This window comes from Dethiosulfatibacter aminovorans DSM 17477, from assembly GCF_900142005.1.
Lineage (GTDB): Bacteria > Bacillota > Clostridia > Tissierellales > Dethiosulfatibacteraceae > Dethiosulfatibacter > Dethiosulfatibacter aminovorans.
The window spans coordinates 80,180-106,358 of record NZ_FQZL01000012.1 but is presented as its reverse complement, the minus strand read 5'-3'; the positions used below and the strand labels follow the sequence as shown (position 1 = coordinate 106,358).

Here is a 26,179-nt window from a genome sequence, read left to right as displayed (position 1 = left end):
ATATTCATACTTCTGTTCTCCACAAGATTCTATTCGGAAACAGAAAGCCTCCTTCAGATAAGGGGGCTTACAAATGGACTTCCATACGGATGGATGGGAATCATAGGAGCACTGCAGTTTGGAGTATGGTTCTATCTGGGAATAGAGGGAACAGCCCTTGCGGCAGAGGAATGCAGGTCAACAAGCAGGTCCCTTCCCATAGGGGCCATAGTTGGAACAATAACGCTTCTGGTTGGAGCAACAACCACTTGGCTCGTGTGTTCCGGTCTGGTTGAGGCTGGAGTACTGGGATCAAGCGTATACCCCTTATTCGATGCTGCAAGAGCGGTAGGAAACCCGATAGTCATAAATGCCCTCTTCACAGGAACGATACTGTCCTGTATGGCAAGTGCCAACGGATGCATAACGGACTCGAGCAGGGCATGGTATGCAATGTCCAGGGATACTCTCATTCCTGAGATATTTGGAGTGCTTCATCCCAAGTATAAGACACCATACAGGGCAATACTGTTTCTGCTTCCCATAGCAATAGCCTTCGGATACACTGGAATGCTTGACCAGGTGGTGACATTCTCAATACTGTCTGCACTTCTTGTATATATAATGTCTGCAATAATGATGGTGAAATTCAGAAGGATGTACCCGATGGGAACAATACAGAGGGAATACGTATCGCCCTTCCATCCGGTACCGTCAATAATATTGATGGTCATAGCCGTAATGGCAATAGTGGGAATGTACTTCGGATACTGGATAAACATACTTGGGGGGCTGGCATTCTATTTTCTTGCATCACTGTGGTTCAAGAAGAGAAGGGAACACTACATAGATTTCAACAGTTTCATAGGAAATGCAGATGCATGGCCGAGGGCTGAGGGATATTAATAAAGTGAATTGAAAGACTGGCGGAAACCCATATAATTGAGGCGAAGCCAGTCTTTGTTTGACTGTTTGATATTTAATGAAAGTTCACGTATAATGGTAATGAAACAAAATAAAAAGCATACGGGAAAGTGAAAATGAATAAGAATATGAAAAGAATTTTAACAGTGATAAGTGCAATGATAATACCAGGCGCGGGCCATGTGATTCTTAAAAAGCCTGTGAGAGGGTTGATGCTTGTGTTCTGGATGCTGGCAATGGGATTCATAACATACAATATTACAGACGAATCAATTTCTTTTTTGGGGAGGTATGCAGGAGGATTTTTGGTTTATGTGCTCTCTATACTTGAAGTGTGGAAAATATCAAAATAATTCATCAAACCTGGTTTGACACCGAAAATGACAGGTGATAGAATTTTAATATAGAAATAAAAATTCATTGATGAAATGGAGGTATCACCATATGAAAAGGGATGAATTGTTTATAATCAAGCAGGCCATATTAAATGAAATTGAAGGATGCGAATTCTACAAGATGGCCGAAAAACAAGCTGACAATGAAGAGGCTAAAGAATCATTTTTAATACTTGCTTCAGAGGAAATGAAGCATGCGGAATACCTCAAGGAACTTTTTGATAAAATGGAAAAGGATGATGAGGACCTAAAGCTGGCTTACCTTTTGGAACCTCCATCACCCCATATCTTTGACTGGACAAAAAATAAATTCAAAAGGAGTGCCATGAATGTTTCAATATACGGCATGGCGGTAAACCTTGAAAAGGAATCAGTTGAATTTTATGAAGATGCAAGAGACAAGACTGAAAACAGTGAAGCCAGGAAGCTGTTTGATATCCTTGTTAAATGGGAAAAGGTTCATCTTGAACAGTTCTTGAAAGCCTATGAAACAAGCATGGATGAATGGTGGAAGGAACAGGGATACGAACCTTTCTAAAAAAATATTGAAACGATACAGAGCATGATATGACTTGCAGTGGGCGCACCGGACAAACTAATCGGTGGGTCCTTTTTTAGTTTGCTCTTCACAAAACAAAAGTTCGGTGTTATAATAAAAATACAAACATATGTTCTGTTTAAAAAGGGAGTGAATGTTGTTTTGGAAAGAGATAATATTGTCATGCATATAGATGTGAATTCCGCTTTTCTGTCCTGGCAGGCAGCATACAACAGGCAGATGGGCATGGAGGAGGATATAAGGGAAATTCCTGCAGTAATAGGAGGAAGTGAAGAAAGGAGGCATGGAATAGTCCTTGCCAAATCCATACCTGCAAAAAAACTGGGAGTAAAGACTGGCGAATCCCTTATGGAGGCAAGGCAGAAGTGCCCCAACCTCAAGGTAATACCTCCAAGCTATGATGTATATACAAGGGCCAGCAGAAAGCTGAGGGATCTTCTGGCGGAATATGCTCCAAAGATAGATGTTTTCAGCATAGACGAATGCTTTATGGATTTTTCGGGAACAAGAGATCTTTTTGGAGACCCTGAAGAACTTGCCCACAGGATAAGGAAAAGAATAAAGAAAGAGTTCGGCTATACAGTAAACATAGGAATATCCACAAATAAACTTCTTGCAAAACAGGCAAGTGAGTTTGAAAAGCCTGACAAGGTCCATACCCTGTATCCGGAGGAAATACAGGAAAAGCTGTGGCCCCTTCCTGTGGGAGAACTTTTTATGGTTGGATACAGAACTGTCCCCAAGCTTAACCAGCTTAACATATATACAATAGGAGAGCTTGCCAATACGGACAGGGAGCTTATTTCAGGGCTTCTCAAGTCCCATGGCAGACTTATACACGACTATGCCTGGGGAAAGGATGCTTCCAAATTTTCTGAAAAGAGCAGTATGCCTTTCAAGGGGGTTGGAAACGGAAGCACAATACATTTTGATGTAGAGGACAGGCTTACAGCCCATAAAATTCTTTTAAGCCTGGTTGAGACGGCATCAAAACGACTGCGGGACGAAGATATGAGCTGCCGTGTAGTTGCTGTGGGAATCAAAAACAAGGACTTTGGGTATCATTCCCATCAAAGGAAGATTCCTGTTTTTACCAATTGTACTCATGACCTTTTTGAAATAATAAGGGAGCTTTTTGATGAAACATGGGATGGAAGTCCCATACGACATATGAATGTAAGGTTTACAGACCTTGAACGAACAAAATTTAAACAGCTTAATTTTTTTCAAAACGAGTACAGCATGAAAATGGAAAAATTGGATATGGCAATAGACGGTATAAGGGAAAAATACGGGAAATATGCAGTAATAAGAGCAGAGTATATAGATTCCGGTCTTTCACCTGTCCTTGGAGGATATCCAAATGACGAGTATCCGGATATGAGCAGTATATTGTAAGGAAGTGTTTTATATGAAATTGTTGAATCACCCGGTTGATATGATAGCGGTGTTTGACTCAAGGGGCAAAGTTATGCCCTTTAAGTTCAAGTACGAAAACAAGACGGTAAAGGTTGAAAGAATTGTAAGGTATTATCAGGAAAAGCTGGCAGGCAATGAAAGGATAGTATTCGTCTGTCTCCACAACGGAAAGGACATGTATGAGCTTAAGTATGAACTTGACAGCCACAAGTGGTTTTTGTTTAAAAAATGAAATTTTATAATATTGATGTTGAATTAAAAGCGATACGTAAATGTGTCGTTTTTTATTTGCAATAAATGAATATGCGGGAGGTTCAGGCTCCTATCATGATTCCAGTAGGATTCTTGATTTTCTAAGTTGGATATGAGATAATGGTAAAGCCTCCTTTTGTTTTGCAGAGGGAGGCTTTTTGGTAGCTTGGGAGGAAATATGAGACCTACAATAAATGATGTTGCAAGAGAAGCAGGCGTTTCCAGGGGAACTGTCGACAGAGTGATTAACAACAAGGGAAATGTGTCGAAAAAATCTGAAGAGAAGGTGTTGGCAGCAATAAAAAAGCTTGACTATGTCAAGAGTCCTTTTGCAAGTGCTTTGGCAAAAAGGAGCAACAGGATCAAAATAGGAATAATATATCCTGACCTTGACCATTATTTCTGGAATGAAGTGGACAGGGGCATAGATGGAATGCGGGTAGCCAGCCAGGCTACGGTCTTCCAGGACCAGAAGGAAGAAATAGAAAATGCTGTAAACATTTTATGGAAACATATAGTAGGTGATGAAGAACCTGAGTTGCCGGCCTCCTAAAGCGAACAAAGAATTTTAATAAAAGAACAAATAGAATAGTATTAATATACCCGTTATTTTGATATAATCAGTGTATGTTTTTAGCAGTTATGAAAAGGCAAAAAAGAAAAATTATTATATAGATTGGTTTGAAAGGAAAATTATGGATTTTTTACCTGTAAATAGAATGGAAATGAAGGAACGAGGATGGGACCAGGTCGATTTTGTCATGGTGACGGGAGATGCCTATGTGGATCATCCTTCTTTTAGTACGGCAATAATAACAAGAACACTTGAAAAATATGGATACAAGATAGGAATTATATCCCAGCCCGATTGGAAGAATGTTGAAAGTTTCAAGATTTTTGGAAGACCGCGGCTTGGTTTTCTTGTTAATTCGGGGAATATAGATTCCATGGTGAATCACTATACATCCTTCAAGAAAAGAAGGAGCAAGGACGAGTATTCACCGGGAGGGGAAGCTGGTCACAGACCTGACAGGGCAGTAACCGTATACGGTAACAAGATAAGAGAGGCATACAGGGATGTTCCCATCATCATAGGAGGAATAGAAGCCAGCCTTAGACGGCTTGGTCATTACGACTATTGGGACAACAAGGTGAGAAGGTCGGTATTGCTTGACTCTTCTGCCGACCTTATTGTTTACGGCATGGGTGAAAAAACCATAGTGGAGGTTGCTGAAGCATTGGATGGCGGAATACCCATTGAGGAGATAACATATATAAGGGGAACCGTCTACAAGACAAAAGACAAGACAAGAATCTATGATTATATTGATTTGCCGGATTTTGAAGAAATAAAAAAGGACAGGGAAACTTATGCCGGAAGTTTCAAGATACAGTATGAAAATACAGATTCAATAAGTGCCAAAGTTCTTGTGGAAAAATACGGCAGTGTTTATGTTGTGCAGAATACTCCGACACCGCCCCTTTCTCAGATGGACCTTGATGATGTATATGACATGGAATATATGCGTGACTATCATCCAATGTATGAAGAGGCTGGTGGAATACCGGCTCTTAAGGAAGTGAAGTTCAGCATATTGAGTTCAAGAGGATGCTTTGGAGGTTGTTCCTTCTGTGCACTTACTTTTCATCAGGGAAGGGTTATACAGGCTAGAAGCCATGAATCAATAGTGAAGGAAGGAAAATCGTTTATTGAAGACAAGGACTTCAAGGGGTATATTCATGATGTTGGAGGACCTACTGCAAATTTCAGGGTAAGGGCTTGTGACAAGCAGGTCAAATATGGAGTGTGCAGGGACCGGCAGTGTCTATTTCCTGAAAAGTGTGAAAATCTGAATGTTGACCACAAGGACTATTTGAGTCTCCTTCGGAAGTTGAGGAAAATAGAAGGAATAAAGAAGGTGTTCATAAGGTCGGGAATAAGGTATGACTATCTTCTGTATGAAAAGGATGATGAGTTTGTGGAGGAGCTTTGCAAATATCATGTAAGCGGTCAGCTGAAGCTTGCACCTGAACATGTATCGCCAAAGGTATTAAAGGCGCTTGGTAAACCATCCTTTGACATCTACAAAAAATTCATAGAAAAGTATGAAAAGGTGAACAAAAAAATGGATATGAAGCAGTTTGTTGTTCCTTATTTTATATCGGGCCATCCGGGAAGTACAATGAAGGAAGCTGTGGAGCTTGCGGAATATATAAGGGATATGGGTCATATGCCGGAACAGGTACAGGATTTTTACCCCACGCCGGGAACACTGTCCACCTGCATGTACCATACTGGGATGGATCCAAGAACGATGGAAAAGATATATGTGCCGAATTCCTTTGAGGAAAAAAAGATGCAAAGGGCACTGATGCAGTTCAGGAAGAAAGAGAACTACAAGCTTGTATTGAAGGCGTTGAAGGCAGCCGGGAGGGAAGACCTTATTGGATTTGACAGGAAATGCCTTGTCAGACCTCCTAAAACTTCTGACGGAGAAAATAGAAAAGGCGGTGGGACGAGAAAGAAACGTTAGTGTAAAAAAGCGTCAATATTAAGGAAAACTTAATATTTGCCACCTTGCAAAATATTGCAAAATGAGATAGTATTTTAGTAGGCTTTTTGTAATGATGTGTTATTGTGAAGAGTCTGGAAAATTAGCGGGATTGGAAGGGAAAAATGAGAAGAAAAAGAAGAAGATTAAACCCCAAAGCAATAATAATCGTTATTGTTCTTGCGGCAGCATATATATTGTTTACTAATATTGGTGGAGTTTTTGGCAGCGATGAATTGAATTTGAACGATCTCAACAAGGAAGAGATGATAGTGGCGGAAGCCGATGTACCCAAGACTCAAAAAATCACCCTTGCTGCGGCAGGTGATATAATTTTCCATATGAGTCAGATTGATAGCGGATACGACGAGCAGACTGATTCCTATGATTTTGACAGTTTTTTTGAATATGTCAAGCCTGTTATAGAGGCGGCAGACATAGCAGTTGCAAATTTTGAAGGAACGACTGGAGGAACATCGGAATCCTACAAGGCATATCCAAGGTTCAATATTCCGGATGAAACCCTTGATGCAGTAAAGTATGCAGGTTTTGACGTTCTGTCAACTGCCAACAACCACACTCTGGATACCTACAAGGACGGCCTTATAAGGACTCTTGATGAAATAGAAGAAAGAGGTATGCTGGCGGTTGGAACCTACAGGGAAAAGCCCGAAAGTCGCGTGCTCTATGTCGAGGAAAAGGGAATAAAGCTGGCCTTTCTTTCCTATACTTTCAGTTGCAATGGAATGGAGTCGACAATGACGCCTGAAGACCTTGATGCAATGGTGAACATTGTGAATGAAAACTATGTCCTAAGCGATGAGACTGAAGCGGCGAAAATACTGGAAGACATAGAGGAAGCAAAAGAGGAAGGTGCAGATGTAATTACTGCCATAATGCATTGGGGAAATGAATATCAGAAGGATCCTTCCATTGCACAGAGGGAGCTTGCCGATCTTATGTTTACCAATGGAGTTGATTTGATTTTGGGCAGCCATCCTCATGTGATTCAGGATTCAAAAACTCTGGAATACGAGGGTGAGAAAAAGTTTGTTGTATATTCCATGGGAAATTTCATATCGAATCAGAGGCAGGAAACACTGGATGTATATTATCCCAATCTTGAAAACTACTACACTGAAGATGGTGTAATAATAAATATTGAAATAGAAAAGGATTTTGAGACGGGAATAACTACGTTGGGTGAAATTGAATTTGTACCGACATGGGTTTACAGGGTGGAAGCACCTCCCTTGTACGATTATGATGTAATACCTGTTGAAGAATACCTTAAGAACAACAGCTTGAATCTTGACGACTATACTTTGTCAAGGATGGAAAGGTCATTCAGGGACACAATGTCCAAAATGAATATAAATCAATAATATGTCTCAAAAATAAATTATGGAAGTGGTGAATTGGAATACATCAGGACATTATTAACAAATCTCAGAGTACGGGATGTTATAGACATCGGAATTGTCGCCTTTGCTTATTATAAGCTCTACATGATTATCAGGGAAACAAGAGCAAAACAGTTGTTGAAAGGTATTATGTTTATATTTATTATTTCAGCTCTTGCAAGCACCCTCAAACTTTTTACCATAAGCTGGATAATCACCAACACCTTGCAGGTTGGATTCATAGCCCTTGTAATAGTATTTCAGCCTGAGCTTAGAAAAGCTCTCGAGTACATTGGAAGGACAACCCTCTTTTCATTCAATGTATTTGAAGGAGACGAAAAAAGAAATGAAAGAAATATCAAGGAAATAATGACGGCTGTACATGCCCTGGCAAACCAGCGAATAGGTGCATTGATAATTTTTGAGCAGAAGACAGGACTAAGCGACATTATAGAAACTGGAGTTGCAATGGATTCACATATTTCAAATGGACTATTAATCAATATTTTCATACCGAATACTCCATTGCATGACGGTGCCGTAATCATCAAAAATTATAAGATCAAGGCGGCAGGATGCTTTCTTCCCCTTGCTGAAAGCCAGCACCTGAGCAAGGATATAGGTACCAGGCACAGAGCGGCCATAGGAGTTACTGAAAGGTCTGATTCCATAGCACTGATTGTGTCCGAGGAAACAGGTTATATTTCCTATGCCCATGAAGGAAGGCTTTACAGGAATATTCAAAGTGAAGAGCTAACAGAGCTTTTGACAAGCATTTACAAGAAGGATGAGAAACAAACAATATTTGAAAGATGGTGGCATAGAGATGGTAAAAAACAAGGATAGACTGCTAATACAAATCCTTTGTGTCATTGCTGCACTTATAACCTGGCTTTATGTTATAGACCAGATGAATCCGGTTACTGAAAAGGAAATAGATTCGGTTCCTGTAATACTTCAAAATACTGAAAAACTTGAGATTGCCGGACTTGTAGTTGCAGATGTTGACACAGATGAAATCAGCCTTGTAGTTGAAGGCTTTAGAAATGATATAATCAACCTGGAAACCAATGACATAAATGTTTACGTGGATGTAAACGGATACAACGAGGGTTTGAACAAGATTCCTCTGGAAATCCAGCTTCCCGACGATTACAAGCTTATCGACTATTCTCCAAAGCAGGTTCTTTGCGAATTGGAAGCTATTGTCAACAAGTCCATAGATTTGACAGTGGAAATAGATGGAATTCAAATTTCGGGATATTATGTTGATGATGCTGTATCAAGTGTAAACTCTGTAATAGTAAGAGGGCCAAGAAGTGTTTTGAATTCTGCAGAAAAAGCAGTGGCCCTATTCAACATAAACGGAGCGTCCGGAACTCTCGAAAAGAAAGTTCCTATAGATGTTTACAGCGATCAGGGACTTGAGCTGGATCTTGAAATAACTCCTGACATTGCAAACATAACCGTTCCTGTCTATCCCATGAAAAGGCTGAAGATAGTTGTCCCTGTAACCGGTCTCGTCATGGATGGGTATGATGTGAAAGAAATCAAGGTTGAGCCTGAAACTGTTCTTATTGCCGGGAAACCGGGAATTATTGATTCGATGGATCATGTGCTTGTTGAACCTGTGAGTATTGACGAGGCAGACAGTACGGTATTCAGATCACTGGATATAATCGAAGGCAACTATATAATAGCGGAAAAAATATTGCCTGTGGCAACTGTAGTTGTTGAAAAAATCATTTCAAAGGATTTCATATACAATCTGGATGAAATAGAATTTATAAATGTTCCAGATGGCTATAATTTGGAAATTACCGATGACAAGGAATTTGTGCTGGCAACTCTTACAGGGCTTACCAGCTACATGAATGAAACGGGAAGAAATGATTTGAAAATCGTTGCAGATCTTGAGGGATTTGAAGGTGTTTCAGGGCGGGTTGTCTTGAAATATGAAACCCAGAAGGAAATCAGGGAAATAGAACTGGATGCCGAATCCATAGAAATAAAACTTGTCAAGAATGAGGGCAATACTGAAGGAAACGACACGGAAGATACAAATACTGAAGAATCCAACACATAAGGGAGGATAAAATGAGAAAAGAACTTGAAGTTTTTCTTACCTCTACTCATGACGGTGTAATAGCCATAGATAAAAACTGCAATATAACTTTGTACAACAAGGAAGCGGAAAAGCTTGTAGGAATTCCCAGGGATAAGGCTCTCAACAGGAATGTGGAAGACATAGTGATAAATACGAGGCTTCCATACATTCTTGAGACAGGAGAGTATGAGCTTGACTGGCAGCAGCATTTGAGGGATTTTGAAATAATAAGCAGCCGTATGCCCGTCAAGAACAAGGATGGGGAAATAATAGGTGCAATAGCCATATTCAGGAATATTACGGACAGACTTAATCTCGATAAGCAGCTAACCAGCATGAATGAATATAAAAGTCTTCTTCAGGCATTGTTCCAGGCTGTACAGGATGCAATAAGCGTAGTTGATGAAAACGGCAATCATATAATGATCAATCCTGCCTACACAAGAATTACAGGCATCACCACTGATGAAATATATGGCAAGGGTGCAAATTACGATATAGCCGAAGGTGAAAGTGTTCACATGAAGGTGCTGAGGACAAAGAAGCCGGTAGGTAATACGAAGGTGACAACCAAACCCAGTGGAAAGGTGGTTATTGCCAGAGGGGCTCCTATAATAGTAGGAGACAAGTTGAAGGGCAGTGTAGTAATACTTCACGATATCAGTGAAATAAAACAGTTGACCACCAAGCTGAACGAGGCTGAAAAAAGAATTAGAGAACTGTCGGCAAAATATGCCTTTGACGACATAATCGGCAAAAGCCAGGTTATGAACGAGGCCAAGGAAAAGATGATCAAGGCATCCAAAGTTCCTGCCACTGTAATCCTCAAGGGAGAGAGTGGTACTGGAAAGGAAATGTTTGCCCATGCAATACACAACGAGAGCAGCAGGAGGGACAATCAGTTTATAAGAGTGAACTGTGCAGCCATACCTGAGACTCTTCTGGAAAGCGAGCTGTTCGGTTATGAAGAGGGAGCGTTTACAGGAGCAAAAAAAGGCGGAAAGAAAGGATACTTTGAAGAAGCAAACAATGGAACTATTTTTCTTGATGAAATTTCTGAAATAAATCTCAAGACACAGGTCAAGCTCCTTAGAGTATTACAGGAGAAAGAGATAACGAGGGTAGGTGGAGTAAAGCCCATACATGTCAATGTAAGGGTTATATCTGCAACAAATGTGAATCTCAAGGACAAGATAGAAAGAGGGGAGTTCAGGGATGATCTATACTATCGATTAAATGTGTTTCCGATTGATATCCCGCCATTGAGGAACAGGCTTGATGATATTGAACTTCTGACAGAGAGATTTATAGAAAAGCTGAATGTTGAATATGGAAGGAACATCAAGGGTATATCCCTAAAGGCACTGGCGGAACTCAAAAGGCATGATTGGCCGGGCAATGTAAGGGAGCTTGAAAATATTGTGGGAAGATCCATAATATCCATGAATGCAAATGAGCAAATAATATTGAAGGAGCACCTTCCATTACTTACCAATATGGGAATAAGGAATAATGGAGACCATTATGACGAGATAGAGGATGGTGAAATATCTACTTTGGCAGAAGCTGCCGATGCTTTTGAAGAGGATTATTTGAGAAAGGCATATGAGCTTTGCGATTACAATAAAACATTGACTGCTAAAAAACTTGGCATATCCATCAGAAGTTTATATTACAAGATGGAAAAATATGATATTAAATAATGCAAATATTTGCACGATTCAACAAAACCTTGCAAATATTTGCATGCAATAATAAGCATGCAATAAAATGAGAAACATTTAAAAAGTAAGAAGCATAGTATTTTCAACGAGTTGAAAATACTATGCTTCTTTTTCTTTTTTGGCATGCATCTTGCTTATTATTATATTGAGGACCAATGTGAATCAATAACTAATTTATTCAAAATCAAGTTTCGTATTTGTTCATTCAACAAGCTTAACTAAAGCTTTTGCATAAAACTAGGAGGTAGTATATGAAACAGTTGGTAATAAATCCGGGGTCGACTTCGACGAAGATTGCGGTGTTTGATGATCTTGAAATGATCTTTGAAAAAACGCTGAGACATTCAGTTGAAGAACTTGCGCCCTACGGAAAAATAATTGAAGAGTTTGAATTCAGAAAAAATATAATCCTGGAAGTACTAAAGGAAAGCGGTATTAAAGTGGAAGAACTTTCTGGTGTAGTAGGAAGGGGAGGCCTTTTGAAGCCGATGAGTGGCGGAACATATGAAGTTTCGGATTCAATGCTTAAAGATTTGAAAGAAGGTGCAAGAGGAGAGCATGCTTCGAATCTAGGTGGAATATTAGCTTATGAAATAGCAAGTGATGTAAATATTCCTTCTTTTATCGTAGACCCGGTAGTTGTAGATGAAATGAAACCTATAGCAAGACTGACAGGACATCCACAGTTTGAAAGAAAGAGCATCTTTCATGCACTTAATCAGAAGGCTGTTGGAAGAAAGGCTGCACAACAGTTGGGGAAAAAATATGAAGAAACAAACCTTGTTGTGGCACATCTTGGCGGTGGAGTTTCAGTCGGAGCGCACAAGGAAGGCAAGGTAATAGATGTAAATAACGCCCTTGACGGTGAAGGTCCGTATTCACCTGAAAGAAGCGGAACCCTTCCGGTAACAGATTTAGCCAAACTTGCATTTTCAGGAAATGTAAGCCTTGAGGAAGTCAAGAAAATGATCAAGGGAAACGGGGGGCTTACAGCTTATCTCGGCACAAACAATGCCAAGGTGGTGAGCGAGATGTGTGATGAGGGAGACCAAAATGCACGACTCATATATGAAGGAATGGCCTACCAGATTGCCAAGGATATAGCAGCCAATGCAGCTGTTTTGGAAGGAAATGTAGATGCAATAGTCATAACAGGTGGAATTGCATATGATGTAGAATTTGTATCATGGATAGAAAAAAGAGTGGGTTTCATAGCGGAAGTCCTGGTATTTCCTGGTGAAGATGAATTGGAAGCCCTTGCGGAAGGTGGACTCAGAGTGCTGAAAGGCGAAGAGGAAGCTAAAATATACAGTTAGGTGATTATATGAATAAAAGACTGGTGATTATTACAGGGCACTATGGAAGTGGAAAAACGGAATTTGCAGTGAATTATTCTGTGAAATGTGCCCAAAATCATGAAAAGGTAAATATTGCAGATTTGGATGTTGTAAATCCTTACTTCAGAAGCAGGGAAAAAGCTGAAGAACTTGCAGAAAAGGGAATAAGGGTCATAGGAAGCATGATAGGGAATTCCACTCTTGAACTTCCGGCGATACCGCCTGAAGTAAGGGGAATGATAGAGGACGAGGATGCAAAGACAATCCTTGATGTTGGAGGAGATCCTGAAGGTGCAAGGATACTGGCGGGATATTCGGCCTATATAAAGGAACAGGATTATGAAATGCTTCTCATAGTAAATGCAAACAGGCCTCAGACAAAGACGCTTGAAGATGTATTGGGATACATTGAGAGCATAGAAGCAACATCGAAGCTCAAGATAACAGGTCTTGTCAACAACACGCATCTTCTGAAGAGTACGACTGTAGAGGATGTAATAAGAGGACACAAGCTTGTAAAGGAAGTTTCTAAAGAGACAGGTCTGCCCATAATGTGCGAAACAGCCATAAAAACTGTGGTTGATGAAATAAAGCAAAGTTGTAAGGATTTAAGTATGTTTCCTCTCGATTTGTATATGAGAGAGAAGTGGATGAGTTAAATTTAATGGAGGTGTACTATGGCTAAAGGTCAGGTAACGTTTAATGTAGACATTTGTAAAGGTTGTGAACTATGTGTTACAGCGTGTCCGAAAAAGATAATTGAATTGGACCAAAGTGTGATCAACGCAAAAGGATTTCATCCTGCTCACGTAACAAATATGGATGAATGCATAGGTTGTGCAAACTGTGCGATTATGTGTCCGGATTCTGTAATAAAAGTTGAAAGGGTATAAGGAGGTAAAACAATGACTAAAGTATTGATGAAGGGTAACGAAGCAGTAGGTGCTGCAGCAATAAAGGCTGGATGCAGATATTTCTTCGGTTATCCCATAACACCACAAAATGAAGTGCCGGAATATATGTCAAGAGAACTTCCGAAGGTTGGAGGAGTATTTCTTCAAGCTGAAAGTGAAGTTGCTGCAATAAATATGGTTTATGGAGCGGCAGGAGCTGGAGCAAGGGTTATGACATCTTCTTCGAGCCCTGGTATTGCGCTGAAGCAGGAAGGTATTTCATATATAGCAGGAGCCGAGTTGCCATGTGTAATTGTTAACATGATGAGAGGCGGTCCTGGACTTGGAAGCATCCAGCCTGGACAGGCAGACTATTTCCAGGCTACAAGAGGTGGTGGAAACGGCGACTATAGACATATAGTATATGCACCGGCTTCAATCCAGGAAATGGTAGACTTGTTGATGGAATCATTTGATGTGGCTGATTTGTATAGAATTCCTGTAATGGTTCTTGGAGATGGAATGATAGGACAGATGATGGAGGCTGTAGAGTTCAAGGAGCCAAAGCACAGGGAACTTCCTGAAAAGGATTGGATTACTGATGGAACAAAGGAATCAAGAGAACCTAGAATAATAAATTCATTGTTCTTGGAACCGGAACTTTTAAATGAGCACAACATAGAACTTGAAAGGAAACACAAGCTGATTGAAGAGCTTGAAACAAGGTACGAAGCTTATGGCCTTGAAGATGCAGATGTTGTATGTGTTGCATATGGCACAACTTCCAGGATAACCAAAAATGCAATAGACGATCTTGAGAAGGAAGGTTTAAAGGTAGGACTTATCAGACCAATAACTTTGTGGCCTTTCCCATTTGAAGCATTTGATAAAATCAACCCTGACTGCAAAGGCCTTCTTACAATAGAGATGAGTATGGGACAGATGATAGATGATGTAAAAATAGCCTCAAACGGCAGATGGCCTGTATCATTTAACGGCATGGCTGGAGGTCTTGTACCTACGCCGGCAAGTATAATTGAATCAGTTAAGGAAATAATAGGAGGTGCAAAATAATGGCTACAAAAACACCTACAGTAGTATATGAAAAAACAAAGGCATTGACCGACACTCAGTTGCACTATTGCCCGGGATGTACCCATGGAATAATACACAAGCTTGTTGGTGAAGTGCTTGTAGAACTTGGAGTTCTTGGTGATACCATAGGAGTTGTTCCTGTTGGATGCTCTGCTCTTGCATATAAGTATTTCAATATGGATACTCATCAGGCAGCCCACGGAAGGGCTCCGGCAGTTGCGACAGGAATAAAGAGAGTCAGACCTGAAAATGTTGTGTTTGCATATCAGGGGGACGGAGACCTTGCTTCAATAGGGACAGCCGAGATAGTGCATGCAGCTCACAGAGGAGAAAAAATAACTACTATTTTTGTGAACAATGCAATATATGGCATGACAGGCGGACAGATGGCACCTACAACACTAATAGGACAAAAAGCTACGACTGCACCTCTTGGAAGGACTGTCGAGCATTCAGGAAGACCTCTCAAGGTTGTGGAAATGCTGGCAACAATAGATGGAGCAAAATTTGTTGAGAGAGTATCGGTACATACCCCTGCCGCGGTGAGAAAGGCAAAAAAAGCAATAAAGAGAGCTTTCCAGTGCCAGCTTGAAGGCAAAGGATTTGCAATAGTTGAAGTTCTTTCTACATGTCCTACCAACTGGGGCCTTACACCTGTAGACGCTCTGAAATGGCTGGAGGATAATATGATTCCCTACTATCCAATTGGAAATTTAAGGGATTATGAGGAGGAAAAATAATGTTGGAAAAAGTAATAATGGCAGGATTTGGCGGGCAGGGAGTTATGGCTATTGGAAAATTGCTGGCTTATGCTGGAATGCTTGAGGATAAACAGGTTTCATGGCTTCCTTCATATGGACCTGAGATGAGAGGTGGTACTGCGAATTGTGATGTTATAGTTTCGGAAAAGCTTATCGGATCACCAATAATTACAAATGATGCAACTGCGGCAATTGTAATGAATCTTCCTTCTATGGACAAATTTGAAAGCCATCTTGCTCCAAATGGCAAGCTTATAATAAACAAGTCCTTGATAGAAAAAGAAGCTACAAGAGATGATATTTTAGCATATTATATCGATGCAAATGAAATCGCAATGGATATTGGAAATTCAAAGGCAGCAAACATGGTTATGCTTGGAGCATATCTTGAGCTTACAAAGGCTGTTAAGCCTGAATCCATAATAAAAGCCTTTACTAAAGTATTTGGCGAGAGCAAGGCTAAATTCATCCCCCTTAATGAAGAAGCATTGAAAAGAGGCGCGGAGGCTGTAAAAAAGCAGGCAACCCTGGTTTAAAAAAATAAAATAAGGTGATAATAATGAACAAAACTGAGATAAACTGGCAAGAACTTGGATTTGGTTACATTAAAACGGATTATAGATATATATCTACATGGAAGAACGGAGTATGGGACGAGGGAGAGCTTGTTGAAGATAACTTCCTTAGAATAAGTGAAGCTTCAACTGGCTTGCATTATGGGCAGCAGTGTTTTGAAGGATTGAAGGCATACAGAACCAAGGATGGTTCCATACAACTTTTCAGACCTGATGAAAATGCAAAGAGAATGCAGAAAAGCTGTAAAAAGATAATGATGCCTGAAATGCCTGTGGATAAATTCATTGATGCATGCATTCAGGTTGTAAAGGCCAATGAACATTTTGTACCTCCTTACGGAACCGGGGCTTCACTGTATTTAAGACCATTCATGTTTGGAACCGGTCACAAAGTAGGGGTTAGTCCTGCACCTGAATACATATTCTGTGTATTCTGTGTTCCTGTCGGAGCATATTTCAAGGGTGGGATGAAACCTGTGAACTTCATTACTACGGATTATGACAGAGCAGCGCCAATGGGTACTGGAGCTGCAAAGGTAGGCGGAAACTACGCTGCCAGTCTTCAGGCTCATCAGGAAGCAGTGGATGCAGGATTTGCAGATTGCATATATCTTGATGCTGCCACTCATACAAAGATTGAGGAAGTTGGAGCTGCAAACTTTTTTGGGATTACAAAGGATGATGTTTTTGTAACACCGAAATCGCCTTCCATATTGCCCAGCATTACCAAATATTCCCTTCTTTACCTGGCGAAAAATTATATGAATATGAAAGCCGAGGAAAGGGATGTTGAAATAGACAATATAGATGAATTCAAGGAAGCCGGAGCATGCGGTACTGCAGCTGTAATAACACCTATTGGTGCCATAAGCCACAATGGAATCAAGCATGTATTCCATTCGGAGACAGAAGTTGGACCAGTAACAAAAAAACTATACGATATTCTAACAGGCATACAATTGGGAGATATTGAAGCGCCGGAAGGCTGGATTTACAAGGTTAAATAATATTTTTACAAGGCATAACAACGATTGTTCAAGGAAGTTGCAGGTCATTTAGAACTGCAACTTTTTTTTTGACCGAAAATTTGTGAGGTTGGATGTCCTGAGAATTTTAATTTAATGTTTGATTGAAAAAAGAATTGTGTTATAATGATAGGAACAACGAAAGTTGTTATGCCTCTTAAATTTTTTGCCAGGACCGTGAATAATCTCACGGTCTACTTTTTTTAGAAATATTTGAAAGAATTACAAGGGTTGAAAAATCATCAGGCTAAATGACCCGATATATTTATTGTTAAGGAGAAAATTATGGATTATTACACCAGGGCAGTGGAGTACAGAAAAGAATTGCACAAGATACCGGAAGTGGGAATGAAGGAATTCAAGACTACGGAATATATATTGAATGCTTTAAAGGTAATGGGCTATGAAGTGGAGGCGGCACTGGAAACAGGAGCCATAGCATATAAAAAGGGAACTGATGAATCATCTTCCATAGCTTTCAGAGCAGACATAGATGCTCTTGCCATACAGGAAGAAACGGTTGGAGAAACGAAATCCGAGCATGAAGGATATATGCATGGCTGCGGCCACGATTATCACATAGCCGTTCTTTTAGGATTTGCGGAATATCTTAAGGATGTAGAGACATCCTGCAATATTGTATTCATATTCCAGCCGGCGGAAGAAAGTCCTGGAGGAGCAAGACCAATTGTTGAAAGTGGAAAGCTTGACAGATTCAATATCACGGAAATATACGGCCTTCATATCTGGCCATATCTGGATCAGGGGAAAATAGGAGTCAAGCCGGGTCCATTAATGGCAATGTCCGGTGAATTTGAACTGGACCTCATAGGAAAGGGAGGACATGGAGCAGTGCCAAACAGTGCAATAGATCCTATATTCATATCTTCCCAGGTGATATCATCTCTTCAGAGCATTGTAAGCAGGAACATAGAACCAATAGATGATGCCGTTGTTACCGTAGGATATATTAGGGGTGGTTCTGTTCATAATGTAATTCCCGGGAAAGTAGAAATGGGAGGAACAATTAGAGCCTTCAGACAGGAAGTATATGACAGGATCAAGGAAAGGATAGCTACCATATGCGAGGGTATAGCAAAGGCATATGAAATGGAAATAGAAGTGAGGATAACGGATTTTTACAAGCCTGTTGACAACGATGAAAAGCTTACTGAGGAATTTATAAAATCACAGGGTAATGTTGTGGAAATAGTCAAACCTTACATGACGGGAGAGGATTTCTCTTTTTATCAGGCTGAATATCCAGGAGTATTTTTCTTCCTTGGATCAAAAAACGAGGAGAAAGGATTTATACAACCACTTCACAACAGCCGATTCCAGGCTGATGACCAGGTTATTAAAAACGGCATAGATTCATATATAAATCTGTTGAAATACAAATCAGTTATAGAATAAATCTGGGCACCGGTTTTACGGTGCCTGTTCCATGAAATCAACTGGAAAATGGTTTTTCGTGTGTTTTGCTAACACACCTGTTTTCAACAGCAATATTATGGATTAAATATTGCATAAACAGTTGACAAAGTAATTTCTTTCTGTTAACATTTAACAAACTTGAATATGTGTATTACAGAGGCCGCGATTAGTCAAGAGTACTTAAGGGGAAAGGGACTGTCGCCGAAATATACTAAATGTATATTGGGGCTATGCTGAACAAGTATGGCACTGTCCGAAACAGACCCACTGTCTAGGGAGTGCTGTGATACATGGGGGTAAGAATTAGATGATTATTAGTCATGAGTTTTTACTCATGGCTTTTTTGTATAAATTGTCATTGAAGTCGACCTTCTTTGTATCTATTGTTTTAAATAATAATTCCAAAGGGGGTCGATTTTTGTGTTGGATTTGACTTGTCTGACCTTAATGAAAAAACACTTGAAATATAAAAATGAAAACAATATGCATCAAGCAAAAATCAGATTAAATAAAAAAATAAAAATTGGAGGATACAATTATGTTATTTGATGGAGCAGGAACAGCGATAGTAACACCTTTTAGAAACGGAGAGGTTGATTTTGACAAGTACGGTGAGTTGATAGATTGGCAGATAGAGAAGGGAATAGATGCAATAATAACTTGTGGAACTACGGGTGAAGGATCTACCCTTAGTGATGCAGAGCATAAGAAGGTAATGAAGTACTGTGTGGAAAGAGTTGATGGAAGAGTGCCTGTAATAGCAGGAACCGGAAGCAACGATACGGCATTTTGCCTGCAGCTTAGCCAGTATGCTGTAAGTATTGGTGTAGATGGAATTATGCTCGTTACGCCATATTACAACAAGACTACTCAGAGGGGTCTGGTAAACCACTACAGGTTCATAGCCGAAAGAGTGGACATTCCTATCATAATATACAATGTACCTGGAAGAACAGGTCTTAGAATTGAAGCTGATACTGTAGTGGAAATTTCTAAGATCAAGAACATAGTGGCTATGAAGGATGCTACAGGAGATATAAGTTATGCTGCAGAGGTCATGAGCAAGCTTGCAGGAACTGATTTTGCAATTTATTCAGGAAATGACGACATGGTGGTACCCCTCATGTCACTTGGAGCAAGAGGTGTAATATCTGTAATTTCAAATGTGATGCCTGCCGAGGTACATGATATGGTAATGAAATTTCACGAAGGAAATATCGAAGAATCAAGAAGAATCCAGCTTGAGTTGAACGATATGATAGGAAGTCTTTTCATAGAGGTAAACCCTATTCCTGTAAAGACATGCATGAACATGATGGGCTTCGATGTGGGAGAATTGAGAATGCCGCTTTATGAGATGTCTGAAGCAAATAAGGAAACACTTCTTAAATCAATGAATAAAATCGGTCTTGTAAGGAGATAATTATGAGTACAAAAATACTAATGGTGGGCTGCGATGGAGCAATGGGAAGAGTTATTTCATCCCAGGCGGATGAAAGGGATACCTGCTGCATAGTGGCTGGAGTTGACAGAATAGCCAGACAGGGAGACTACCCCGTATACGATTCTTTTGAGGATATCAAGGAGGACATAGATGCCATAATTGATTTTTCAAGCAGGAACGTACTGCTTCCTCTTCTGGATTATGCAATAAAAAACAACAAGCCTGTGGTTCTTGCCACAACAGGATACAATGACAAGGATATGGAAGCCGTAATGGAAGCATCCAAAAAGATTCCGGTATTCAGAAGTGCAAACATGTCATATGGAATAAATGTAATGATCAAGCTTATTGAAAAGGCAGCTGAACTTCTCGAGGACGGCTATGATATAGAGCTTATGGAAAAACACCACAACAAGAAAGTGGATTCCCCAAGCGGCACTGCAAAGATGCTTCTCAGGGCAATTAACGACACATTGAATGAAAGATGTGATCTTGTTTACGGCAGGGAAGGAAACGACACAAAAAGACGGGAAAAAGAGATAGGCGTACATGCTATCAGAGGCGGTACTATTGCTGGTGAGCATGAAGTCATGTTTGCAGGTGTTGATGAAATAATTCAGATTAGACATACTGCAACATCAAAGAAGGTTTTTGCAATTGGCTCCATAAAGGCTGCTGAATTTATGGCAGACAAGGAACCAGGCTTCTACGATATGAACGACATGATAGGATAAATACCCCAAAAAACAAAAGGGTCAGAAATCTATGGTTCCTTTTGTTTTTTGCCGGTTTATATTGATACGAAAAAACGGTAGAATATTAATAGTAAATATGTTATATTATTAATTATTAAATTATAGAACAAGGGGTTATGTACATTTAACTTTCTTAAGCTAAAAATAAAGAGGAGCTATGTATGGAACAAAAAAAGATGACAGATCCTTATGAAATTGCCAAATTCATTAAGGACGCAGAAAAGGCGACACCGGTAAAATTTTACGTAAATGGAGCTTTAGACAAAATTGATTTTGCTGGTTGCAAGGTTTTTGGAACTGAAAAAAGTGCTGTAGTATTTGGTGAATATGATGTTGTAAAGTCAATAATAGACAAAAATGCTGCAAACATAGAGGAATATGAACTGGAATATGACAGAAGAAACTCTGCAATACCTCTTCTGGATACAAATGAGATTCCAGCAAGAATCGAGCCTGGTGCTACAATTAGAGACAGGGTTTCGATAGGCAAGGGTGCTGTAATCATGATGGGTGCTACAATAAACATTGGAGCCGAAATAGGTGAAGGTACGATGATAGACATGGGTGCAGTAGTAGGTGCCAGAGGAACTATAGGAAAGAATGCGCATATAGGTGCCGGTGCAGTTGTGGCAGGAGTCCTTGAACCGCCGTCAAAGACGCCTGTAATCGTAGAAGATGATGTTCTTGTGGGAGCAAATGCAGTTCTGCTTGAAGGTGTAAGAGTTGGAAAGGGCGCAGTTGTTGCTGCTGGAGCAATAGTAACTGAAGATGTACCTGCGGGAGCGGTTGTTGCAGGATCACCGGCTAAAGTTGTTAAGATGAAGGATGAAAAGACTGAAGAAAAGACAAAGCTTCTTGATGATTTGAGAGACATGGATTAGGAACCGAGGTGATTTTATGGGTTTTTTAAAAAACGATAGTAAGTATATCATTAATACATACAACAGAACTCCAATAGAGATAGTTGAAGGTGATGGAGTTTATGTAACAGATATAAACGGTGATGTATATCTTGACATGTTCAGTGGTATTGCCGTAAACAGCCTTGGACACAAAAATGAAGGGATAATGAAGGCTGCCTTCGAGCAGATAGGAAAATACATCCACGTGTCAAACTACTTTGCATCCGAGCCTGTGGTTGAGTTGGCAAAGCTATTGGTGGAAAATACATTTGCTGAAAAGGTGTTTTTCACAAATTCAGGAGCAGAGTCAAACGAAGCTGCTATAAAAATAGCTAGAAAATATGGAAGGTCAAAATCTGAAAAGAAGATAAAAATTCTTTCTGCTCACAACTCATTCCACGGAAGAACTTGTGGAAGTCTTGCCTTGACTGGTCAGAAAAAATATCAGGAAAGTTTCGAACCCCTTATTCCTGGAGTGGACTATTTTGATTTCAACAGTATAGAAAGCATCAAATCATTAATAGATGAAGATGTGTGTGCTGTGTTTATTGAAGCTATTCAAGGAGAAGGTGGAATAGTTGAGGTGGACAAGGAATTTTTACAGGAAGTGAAGAAGCTTTCTCTGGAGTATGATTTTCTCTTAATAGTGGATGAAATCCAGGCTGGAATTGGAAGGACTGGAAAATTCCTTTCATGTGAAAACTATGATGTAGTTCCTGATATGGTAACAGTAGCCAAGGGTCTTGGAGGAGGATTTCCGGTAGGAGCGGTTCTTGCCGGTGAAAGATGCTGCGACGTTCTTGTCCCGGGAGACCATGGAACAACCTTTGGACCTAGTCCGGTTGCCTGTGCAGTAGGATTGGTTGTAGTCAAGGAAACTTTAAGCAAGGAACTTCTTGATGGAGTTGTAGAAAAAGAAAATTATATAAGGAACAAGGTTAATGAGCTGTCTGAAAAATATCCGGGCATAATCAAGGAAGTAAGGGGCAAGGGCCTGATGCTTGGTATCAATACAGGAGAATATGCCAACCTCATAAAAGAAGAGGGTATGAAAAGAAAGATGCTTCTCAATGTAACGGCAGGAAATATAGTGAGAATAGTGCCAGCTCTAAATATTACCTTTGAAGAAATTGATAAATTCATTGAATTGTTTGAAGATATAATTAAAAATATTAAAAAATAGAGCCGAAAGGCTCTTTTTTTATTATTCTGACATACCAACTGAAATGTCAGAAAATTTGCAGGGTTCGATGTCCTGAGGATTCAAATTGACAAATTAGAGATATGGATGTACAATTATAGTAGATAATGATAATCAATTGATAATAAATCGATAGCAAATGACCCGATCAATAAAATTAAGAGGTATGAAAAAATGAAAGTTCTATTTAAAGAAGGATGTGTATCCTACAGAAGAATCGAATATATAAATAGAAAAAAAAGAAGGAAAGATTTCACAACCGATGCAATGTATAACTCAAGATCAGTATTTTAGTAGATAAGATTTAGCCCAATAAATAGAGCCGAAAGGCTCTATTTTATTGAGTTAAATCAAATATACTGATGCTGACATTAATAATATTGATTTGAAAATTAATAATATTAATATAATAGGTTGACAAATCAATTTTATGAATGTATAATTAAATCAGATAAAGATAATTAATGGACGGATTAATAAAATTAATAAGAGGGAAGAGCTATGAGGAATTATTTAAAAGAAGGATACGAAACATACAAGAGGATAGAATACTACAGGACAGAAAAAAGAAGAAATGAATCTAGAAACAATATAAGAGATATTCTAGGGAATGTATTTTAGAAAATCAAGAAATTTAAAAAATTATATACCGATAGACGGAAGACAGGTTGATTGGAAATTTGGAGGTGTAAAAATGTTTGACTTGGAAACGTATGACGGACGAGATCTATATGATAAAATAGAATATAACAGAAAAAGAAAATGTAAAAGCTATGATAACTATTTTATGGGATTCTGCGACAATATGAAAAGAATATATTGATTGAGGTATTCATATGAAAATAATGACAATACTTGAAATGCTGGAAGAAAAGAAGATCACAGTGGATGAGGCTGTTGATCTGATAAAATCCATAGACATTTCTGATGAAGTTGATATAAATGAATCTGAAATTGTAAGAGGAAAATCAAGGTGGATTAAGATTAAAGTCAAGGATGGAGAAAAGGGCAGCAAAATCAATCTTCCTCCTCTCCCTCTTGGATTGATGGGAAGTCTGGCATCATGGGGTGTGAAAATGGGAATCAGGCATTCCGATGAAAAAGAGATTCTTGAAAAACTTGACAGCAGGGAAATCAAGAACCTGTTCAATGTGTTGAGAAACCATCCGCCTATGAGAATAGTTGAAGTTGAAGATGACGATGGCTCAGTGGTACAAATCTATACAAAATAGATATTAATGGAGTTGATGATATGAGGTCTAATAGTATGAAGAAGGCAGTAATTGGAATATGTCCCGTGTGCGACAACAAGCTTAAGGTGACGCAGTTGTCCTGCAGAAGATGCGGTACGACCATAAGCGGAGAATTTGAACTTGACAAATTCGATCATCTTAACAAGGAACAAAAATATTTTGCAGAAATTTTCATAAAAAACAGGGGAAATATTAAGGAAATAGAGAAGGAACTTGGAGTGTCCTATCCTACTGTAAGAAAGTTTCTGGATGAGGTAATAGAGGCATTGGGATACAGGGAAGAAGCAAAGAAGGATTCTGTTAATCAGACGGATATATTGGATAAGCTAAGCAAGGGTTTAATAACTTCTGAAAAAGCATTGAAGTTGTTGAACGGCGAAGAAGTATAGGAGGGTTAATATAATGAGAGAAGAACAATTAAAAATCTTGAAAATGATTGAAGAAGGAACAATTACAGCAGAGGAAGGAAGCAAGCTGCTTTCTTCCATAGAGGAAAGCAGCGAGAAGCTGGATACGAAAAAGGGAACAGAAGCCAAATGGCTTAGGATTAAGGTTTTAAGCAATAAGAAAGGTGAAAAAAGCAAAGTCAATGTAAATGTGCCTATAGCACTGGTTGAGACAGGACTTAAGATAGGCAAGAACTTTGACAAGGATCTTGAGGAATCAATGAAGGATATTGATATACAGGAGATACTGGAACTTATAAAAAGCGGAGCAGAAGGAAAGATCGTGGAAGTAGAAACGGACGAAGGGGATACTGTTGAAGTATACGTGGAATAGAACTTCAATCAGATTGAATTATGTTTGGATGTACAGACAGGACTAATGTCCTGTCTGTTTTTTATAGCTTTGGAAAGTTTTTTTTATTGACGGCCTTAAATTTATCCGTGCCTGATTTCCTGAGCTTCACCGCTTTTTATAAGTACGCTTTTTGTTATGAAAGGACCTACAATTTCATAGAAGAACACTGCAAGCATTACCATGTTTGTTATTGTTGTTCCATATTCCGGGAATTTTTCCGATGCTATGACGGCAAGTCCGATTGCGACTCCTGCCTGTGGTAGAAGACCGAATCCAAGGAAATGTTTGACTTTTGCAGACGACTTGGTTAGCAAGGCACCCAGATAGGCGCCGCCTATTTTACCTGCTGTACGTGCAAATATGTAGACTACACCTGTGATACCTATTTCTTTTATTACTCCTATTTCCAGATGCATTCCTGAAATTGTAAAAAACAGTAGATAAACTGGTACTGCAAAGCTTTCGATTTCATCAAACACACGGGTACTTTTACCTGAAAAGTTTGTTAAAACGGATCCCATTGAAACACAGGTTAAAAGAGCAGAAAGGTCGAACTGAAGAGATACTCCTATTCCCAGTACTATCAATGCCAGGGAGTTTACAAGAAGGAAATCCCGCGCCTTCCTCTTTCTTACGGAATAAGATATTATAAGGCCCAGTACCGCTCCCAACCCTATTGAACCAAAAATCTCTATTGAAGGATGGACAACTGCTTCCTTGAAGCTTGTGTTGCCTGATCTTATTATTTCGCAAATTGCAGTTACTATACTGAAAATGATTATTGTCATTACATCATCAAGTGCAACTACCGAGATTAAAGTGTCTGTAAGCCTTCCTTTTGACTTGTACTCCTTTATTACCATCATTGTTGCAGCAGGAGCAGTAGCAGCTGATATTGAACCTATGACCAATGAAAATATGATATCCTTTGTAGCAAGACAAAGGATTATGGAAACTGCAATGAAGGTAAAAGTAGCCTGAATAACAGTGATTGATGTTATTCTTCTTGCAAGCTGCTTTATTCTACTTAGCTCAAAGTTTTCTCCAATATGGAATGCGATTAGACCAAGGGCCAGGTCGCTTATGATGCTTATTTGATCCACTATGCTGTGAGGTATTATGTTGAGCACTGAGGGTCCGATAACAAGACCTGCAATAAGATATCCTGTGACTGAAGGCATTTTGAATCTTCTTAGAAATGCTGCCGACAACAGACCAAAAATTGCTGCTATGCTTAGTATTAGTAATGTGTTCATAAGCTAGCCTCCTGATTGTGTTATTAATATTATACAGCAAATCAGTATTTAATAAAACCAACTAATTTTGTCAATATAAATGATTTAAGTTGATATTGTTTTTTTAACCTTGAAATCATTGGAAATTGGA

General features: G+C 39.4%; 27 protein-coding genes and 1 riboswitch. Of the genes, 26 read left to right on the top strand and 1 reads right to left on the bottom strand.

Annotated elements, in window-relative coordinates; all coding sequences use genetic code 11:
• From BUB05_RS09575 to BUB05_RS09445, 26 genes are all read left to right on the top strand, one after another.
• Nucleotides 1-885 (top strand): APC family permease (locus BUB05_RS09575; protein ID WP_139257979.1); only part of this gene is annotated, 885 nt, incomplete at its 5' end.
• 134 nt (nucleotides 886-1,019) lie between these two features.
• Nucleotides 1,020-1,256 carry a hypothetical protein gene (locus BUB05_RS09570; protein ID WP_073049378.1) on the top strand — a complete coding sequence of 79 codons (237 nt, stop codon included), beginning with the start codon at nucleotides 1,020-1,022 and terminating at the stop codon, nucleotides 1,254-1,256.
• Nucleotides 1,257-1,347: 91 nt separating this feature from the next.
• Nucleotides 1,348-1,836 carry a ferritin family protein gene (locus BUB05_RS09565; RefSeq protein ID WP_073049377.1) on the top strand — a complete coding sequence of 163 codons (489 nt, stop codon included), beginning with the start codon at nucleotides 1,348-1,350 and terminating at the stop codon, nucleotides 1,834-1,836.
• A 162-nt stretch (nucleotides 1,837-1,998) separates the two neighbouring features.
• On the top strand, nucleotides 1,999-3,255 hold the full coding sequence (locus BUB05_RS09560) for a DNA polymerase Y family protein (RefSeq protein WP_245819835.1): 1,257 nt from the start codon (nucleotides 1,999-2,001) through the stop codon (nucleotides 3,253-3,255).
• Between the two features lie 13 nt (nucleotides 3,256-3,268).
• Entirely contained in the window at nucleotides 3,269-3,508 is a 240-nt protein-coding gene (locus BUB05_RS09555) for a hypothetical protein (protein ID WP_073049376.1), read from the top strand.
• Between the two features lie 198 nt (nucleotides 3,509-3,706).
• Nucleotides 3,707-4,081: a LacI family DNA-binding transcriptional regulator gene (locus tag BUB05_RS09550; protein WP_073049375.1), complete on the top strand. Its 375-nt coding sequence runs from the start codon at nucleotides 3,707-3,709 to the stop codon at nucleotides 4,079-4,081.
• Nucleotides 4,082-4,223: 142 nt separating this feature from the next.
• A complete protein-coding gene (locus BUB05_RS09545; protein ID WP_094762829.1) occupies nucleotides 4,224-6,062 on the top strand; it encodes a YgiQ family radical SAM protein in 1,839 nt (612 codons plus the stop codon).
• A gap of 143 nt (nucleotides 6,063-6,205) precedes the next feature.
• Entirely contained in the window at nucleotides 6,206-7,465 is a 1,260-nt protein-coding gene (locus tag BUB05_RS09540; RefSeq protein WP_073049374.1) for a CapA family protein, read from the top strand.
• A 33-nt stretch (nucleotides 7,466-7,498) separates the two neighbouring features.
• On the top strand, nucleotides 7,499-8,329 hold the full coding sequence (cdaA, locus tag BUB05_RS09535) for a diadenylate cyclase CdaA (protein ID WP_073049373.1): 831 nt from the start codon (nucleotides 7,499-7,501) through the stop codon (nucleotides 8,327-8,329).
• Nucleotides 8,310-9,569: a CdaR family protein gene (locus BUB05_RS09530; protein WP_073049372.1), complete on the top strand. Its 1,260-nt coding sequence runs from the start codon at nucleotides 8,310-8,312 to the stop codon at nucleotides 9,567-9,569. Before cdaA ends, BUB05_RS09530 begins: the two co-directional genes overlap by 20 nt.
• Nucleotides 9,570-9,580: 11 nt before the next feature.
• On the top strand, nucleotides 9,581-11,293 hold the full coding sequence (locus BUB05_RS09525) for a sigma 54-interacting transcriptional regulator (protein ID WP_073049371.1): 1,713 nt from the start codon (nucleotides 9,581-9,583) through the stop codon (nucleotides 11,291-11,293).
• A gap of 272 nt (nucleotides 11,294-11,565) precedes the next feature.
• The gene (gene buk / locus BUB05_RS09520) at nucleotides 11,566-12,630 is read left to right on the top strand and encodes a butyrate kinase (protein ID WP_073049370.1); all 1,065 of its coding nucleotides are present in this window, start codon (nucleotides 11,566-11,568) and stop codon (nucleotides 12,628-12,630) included.
• Nucleotides 12,631-12,638: 8 nt separating this feature from the next.
• Nucleotides 12,639-13,310 (top strand): ATP-binding protein, encoded by a 672-nt coding sequence (locus tag BUB05_RS09515; RefSeq protein ID WP_073049369.1) that lies wholly within the window; start codon nucleotides 12,639-12,641, stop codon nucleotides 13,308-13,310.
• An 18-nt stretch (nucleotides 13,311-13,328) separates the two neighbouring features.
• Nucleotides 13,329-13,544: a 4Fe-4S dicluster domain-containing protein gene (locus BUB05_RS09510; protein WP_073049368.1), complete on the top strand. Its 216-nt coding sequence runs from the start codon at nucleotides 13,329-13,331 to the stop codon at nucleotides 13,542-13,544.
• A gap of 12 nt (nucleotides 13,545-13,556) precedes the next feature.
• Nucleotides 13,557-14,618, top strand: coding sequence for a 3-methyl-2-oxobutanoate dehydrogenase subunit VorB (locus tag BUB05_RS09505; protein ID WP_073049367.1), 1,062 nt, complete (start codon nucleotides 13,557-13,559; stop codon nucleotides 14,616-14,618).
• Complete coding sequence (locus tag BUB05_RS09500) at nucleotides 14,618-15,379, top strand: thiamine pyrophosphate-dependent enzyme (protein ID WP_073049366.1); 762 nt, start codon at nucleotides 14,618-14,620, stop codon at nucleotides 15,377-15,379. Before BUB05_RS09505 ends, BUB05_RS09500 begins: the two co-directional genes overlap by 1 nt.
• Complete coding sequence (locus BUB05_RS09495) at nucleotides 15,376-15,936, top strand: 2-oxoacid:ferredoxin oxidoreductase subunit gamma family protein (protein WP_094762825.1); 561 nt, start codon at nucleotides 15,376-15,378, stop codon at nucleotides 15,934-15,936. Before BUB05_RS09500 ends, BUB05_RS09495 begins: the two co-directional genes overlap by 4 nt.
• Before the next feature lie 23 nt (nucleotides 15,937-15,959).
• Complete coding sequence (locus BUB05_RS09490; RefSeq protein ID WP_073049364.1) at nucleotides 15,960-16,982, top strand: branched-chain amino acid aminotransferase; 1,023 nt, start codon at nucleotides 15,960-15,962, stop codon at nucleotides 16,980-16,982.
• 303 nt (nucleotides 16,983-17,285) lie between these two features.
• A complete protein-coding gene (locus tag BUB05_RS09485) occupies nucleotides 17,286-18,416 on the top strand; it encodes a M20 metallopeptidase family protein (RefSeq protein ID WP_073049363.1) in 1,131 nt (376 codons plus the stop codon).
• 167 nt (nucleotides 18,417-18,583) lie between these two features.
• Nucleotides 18,584-18,729, top strand: a riboswitch (Lysine riboswitch).
• Nucleotides 18,730-18,975: 246 nt separating this feature from the next.
• Nucleotides 18,976-19,860, top strand: a complete 885-nt coding sequence (gene dapA / locus BUB05_RS09480; protein WP_094762824.1) for a 4-hydroxy-tetrahydrodipicolinate synthase — start codon at nucleotides 18,976-18,978, stop codon at nucleotides 19,858-19,860.
• A 2-nt stretch (nucleotides 19,861-19,862) separates the two neighbouring features.
• On the top strand, nucleotides 19,863-20,615 hold the full coding sequence (gene dapB, locus BUB05_RS09475; RefSeq protein ID WP_073049362.1) for a 4-hydroxy-tetrahydrodipicolinate reductase: 753 nt from the start codon (nucleotides 19,863-19,865) through the stop codon (nucleotides 20,613-20,615).
• 182 nt (nucleotides 20,616-20,797) lie between these two features.
• Complete coding sequence (dapD, locus tag BUB05_RS09470; RefSeq protein ID WP_073049361.1) at nucleotides 20,798-21,517, top strand: 2,3,4,5-tetrahydropyridine-2,6-dicarboxylate N-acetyltransferase; 720 nt, start codon at nucleotides 20,798-20,800, stop codon at nucleotides 21,515-21,517.
• 16 nt (nucleotides 21,518-21,533) lie between these two features.
• A complete protein-coding gene (locus BUB05_RS09465; protein WP_073049360.1) occupies nucleotides 21,534-22,721 on the top strand; it encodes an aspartate aminotransferase family protein in 1,188 nt (395 codons plus the stop codon).
• 854 nt (nucleotides 22,722-23,575) lie between these two features.
• Nucleotides 23,576-23,971: a hypothetical protein gene (locus tag BUB05_RS09455; RefSeq protein WP_073049358.1), complete on the top strand. Its 396-nt coding sequence runs from the start codon at nucleotides 23,576-23,578 to the stop codon at nucleotides 23,969-23,971.
• A gap of 35 nt (nucleotides 23,972-24,006) precedes the next feature.
• Nucleotides 24,007-24,381 (top strand): DUF2089 domain-containing protein, encoded by a 375-nt coding sequence (locus tag BUB05_RS09450; RefSeq protein WP_073049357.1) that lies wholly within the window; start codon nucleotides 24,007-24,009, stop codon nucleotides 24,379-24,381.
• Between the two features lie 13 nt (nucleotides 24,382-24,394).
• Nucleotides 24,395-24,772, top strand: coding sequence for an SHOCT-like domain-containing protein (locus BUB05_RS09445; RefSeq protein WP_073049356.1), 378 nt, complete (start codon nucleotides 24,395-24,397; stop codon nucleotides 24,770-24,772).
• Between the two features lie 101 nt (nucleotides 24,773-24,873).
• On the opposite strand, the gene BUB05_RS09440 is transcribed toward BUB05_RS09445, so the two are convergent.
• Complete coding sequence (locus tag BUB05_RS09440; RefSeq protein WP_073049355.1) at nucleotides 24,874-26,049, bottom strand: cation:proton antiporter; 1,176 nt, start codon at nucleotides 26,047-26,049, stop codon at nucleotides 24,874-24,876.
• Nucleotides 26,050-26,179: the final 130 nt, after the last annotated feature.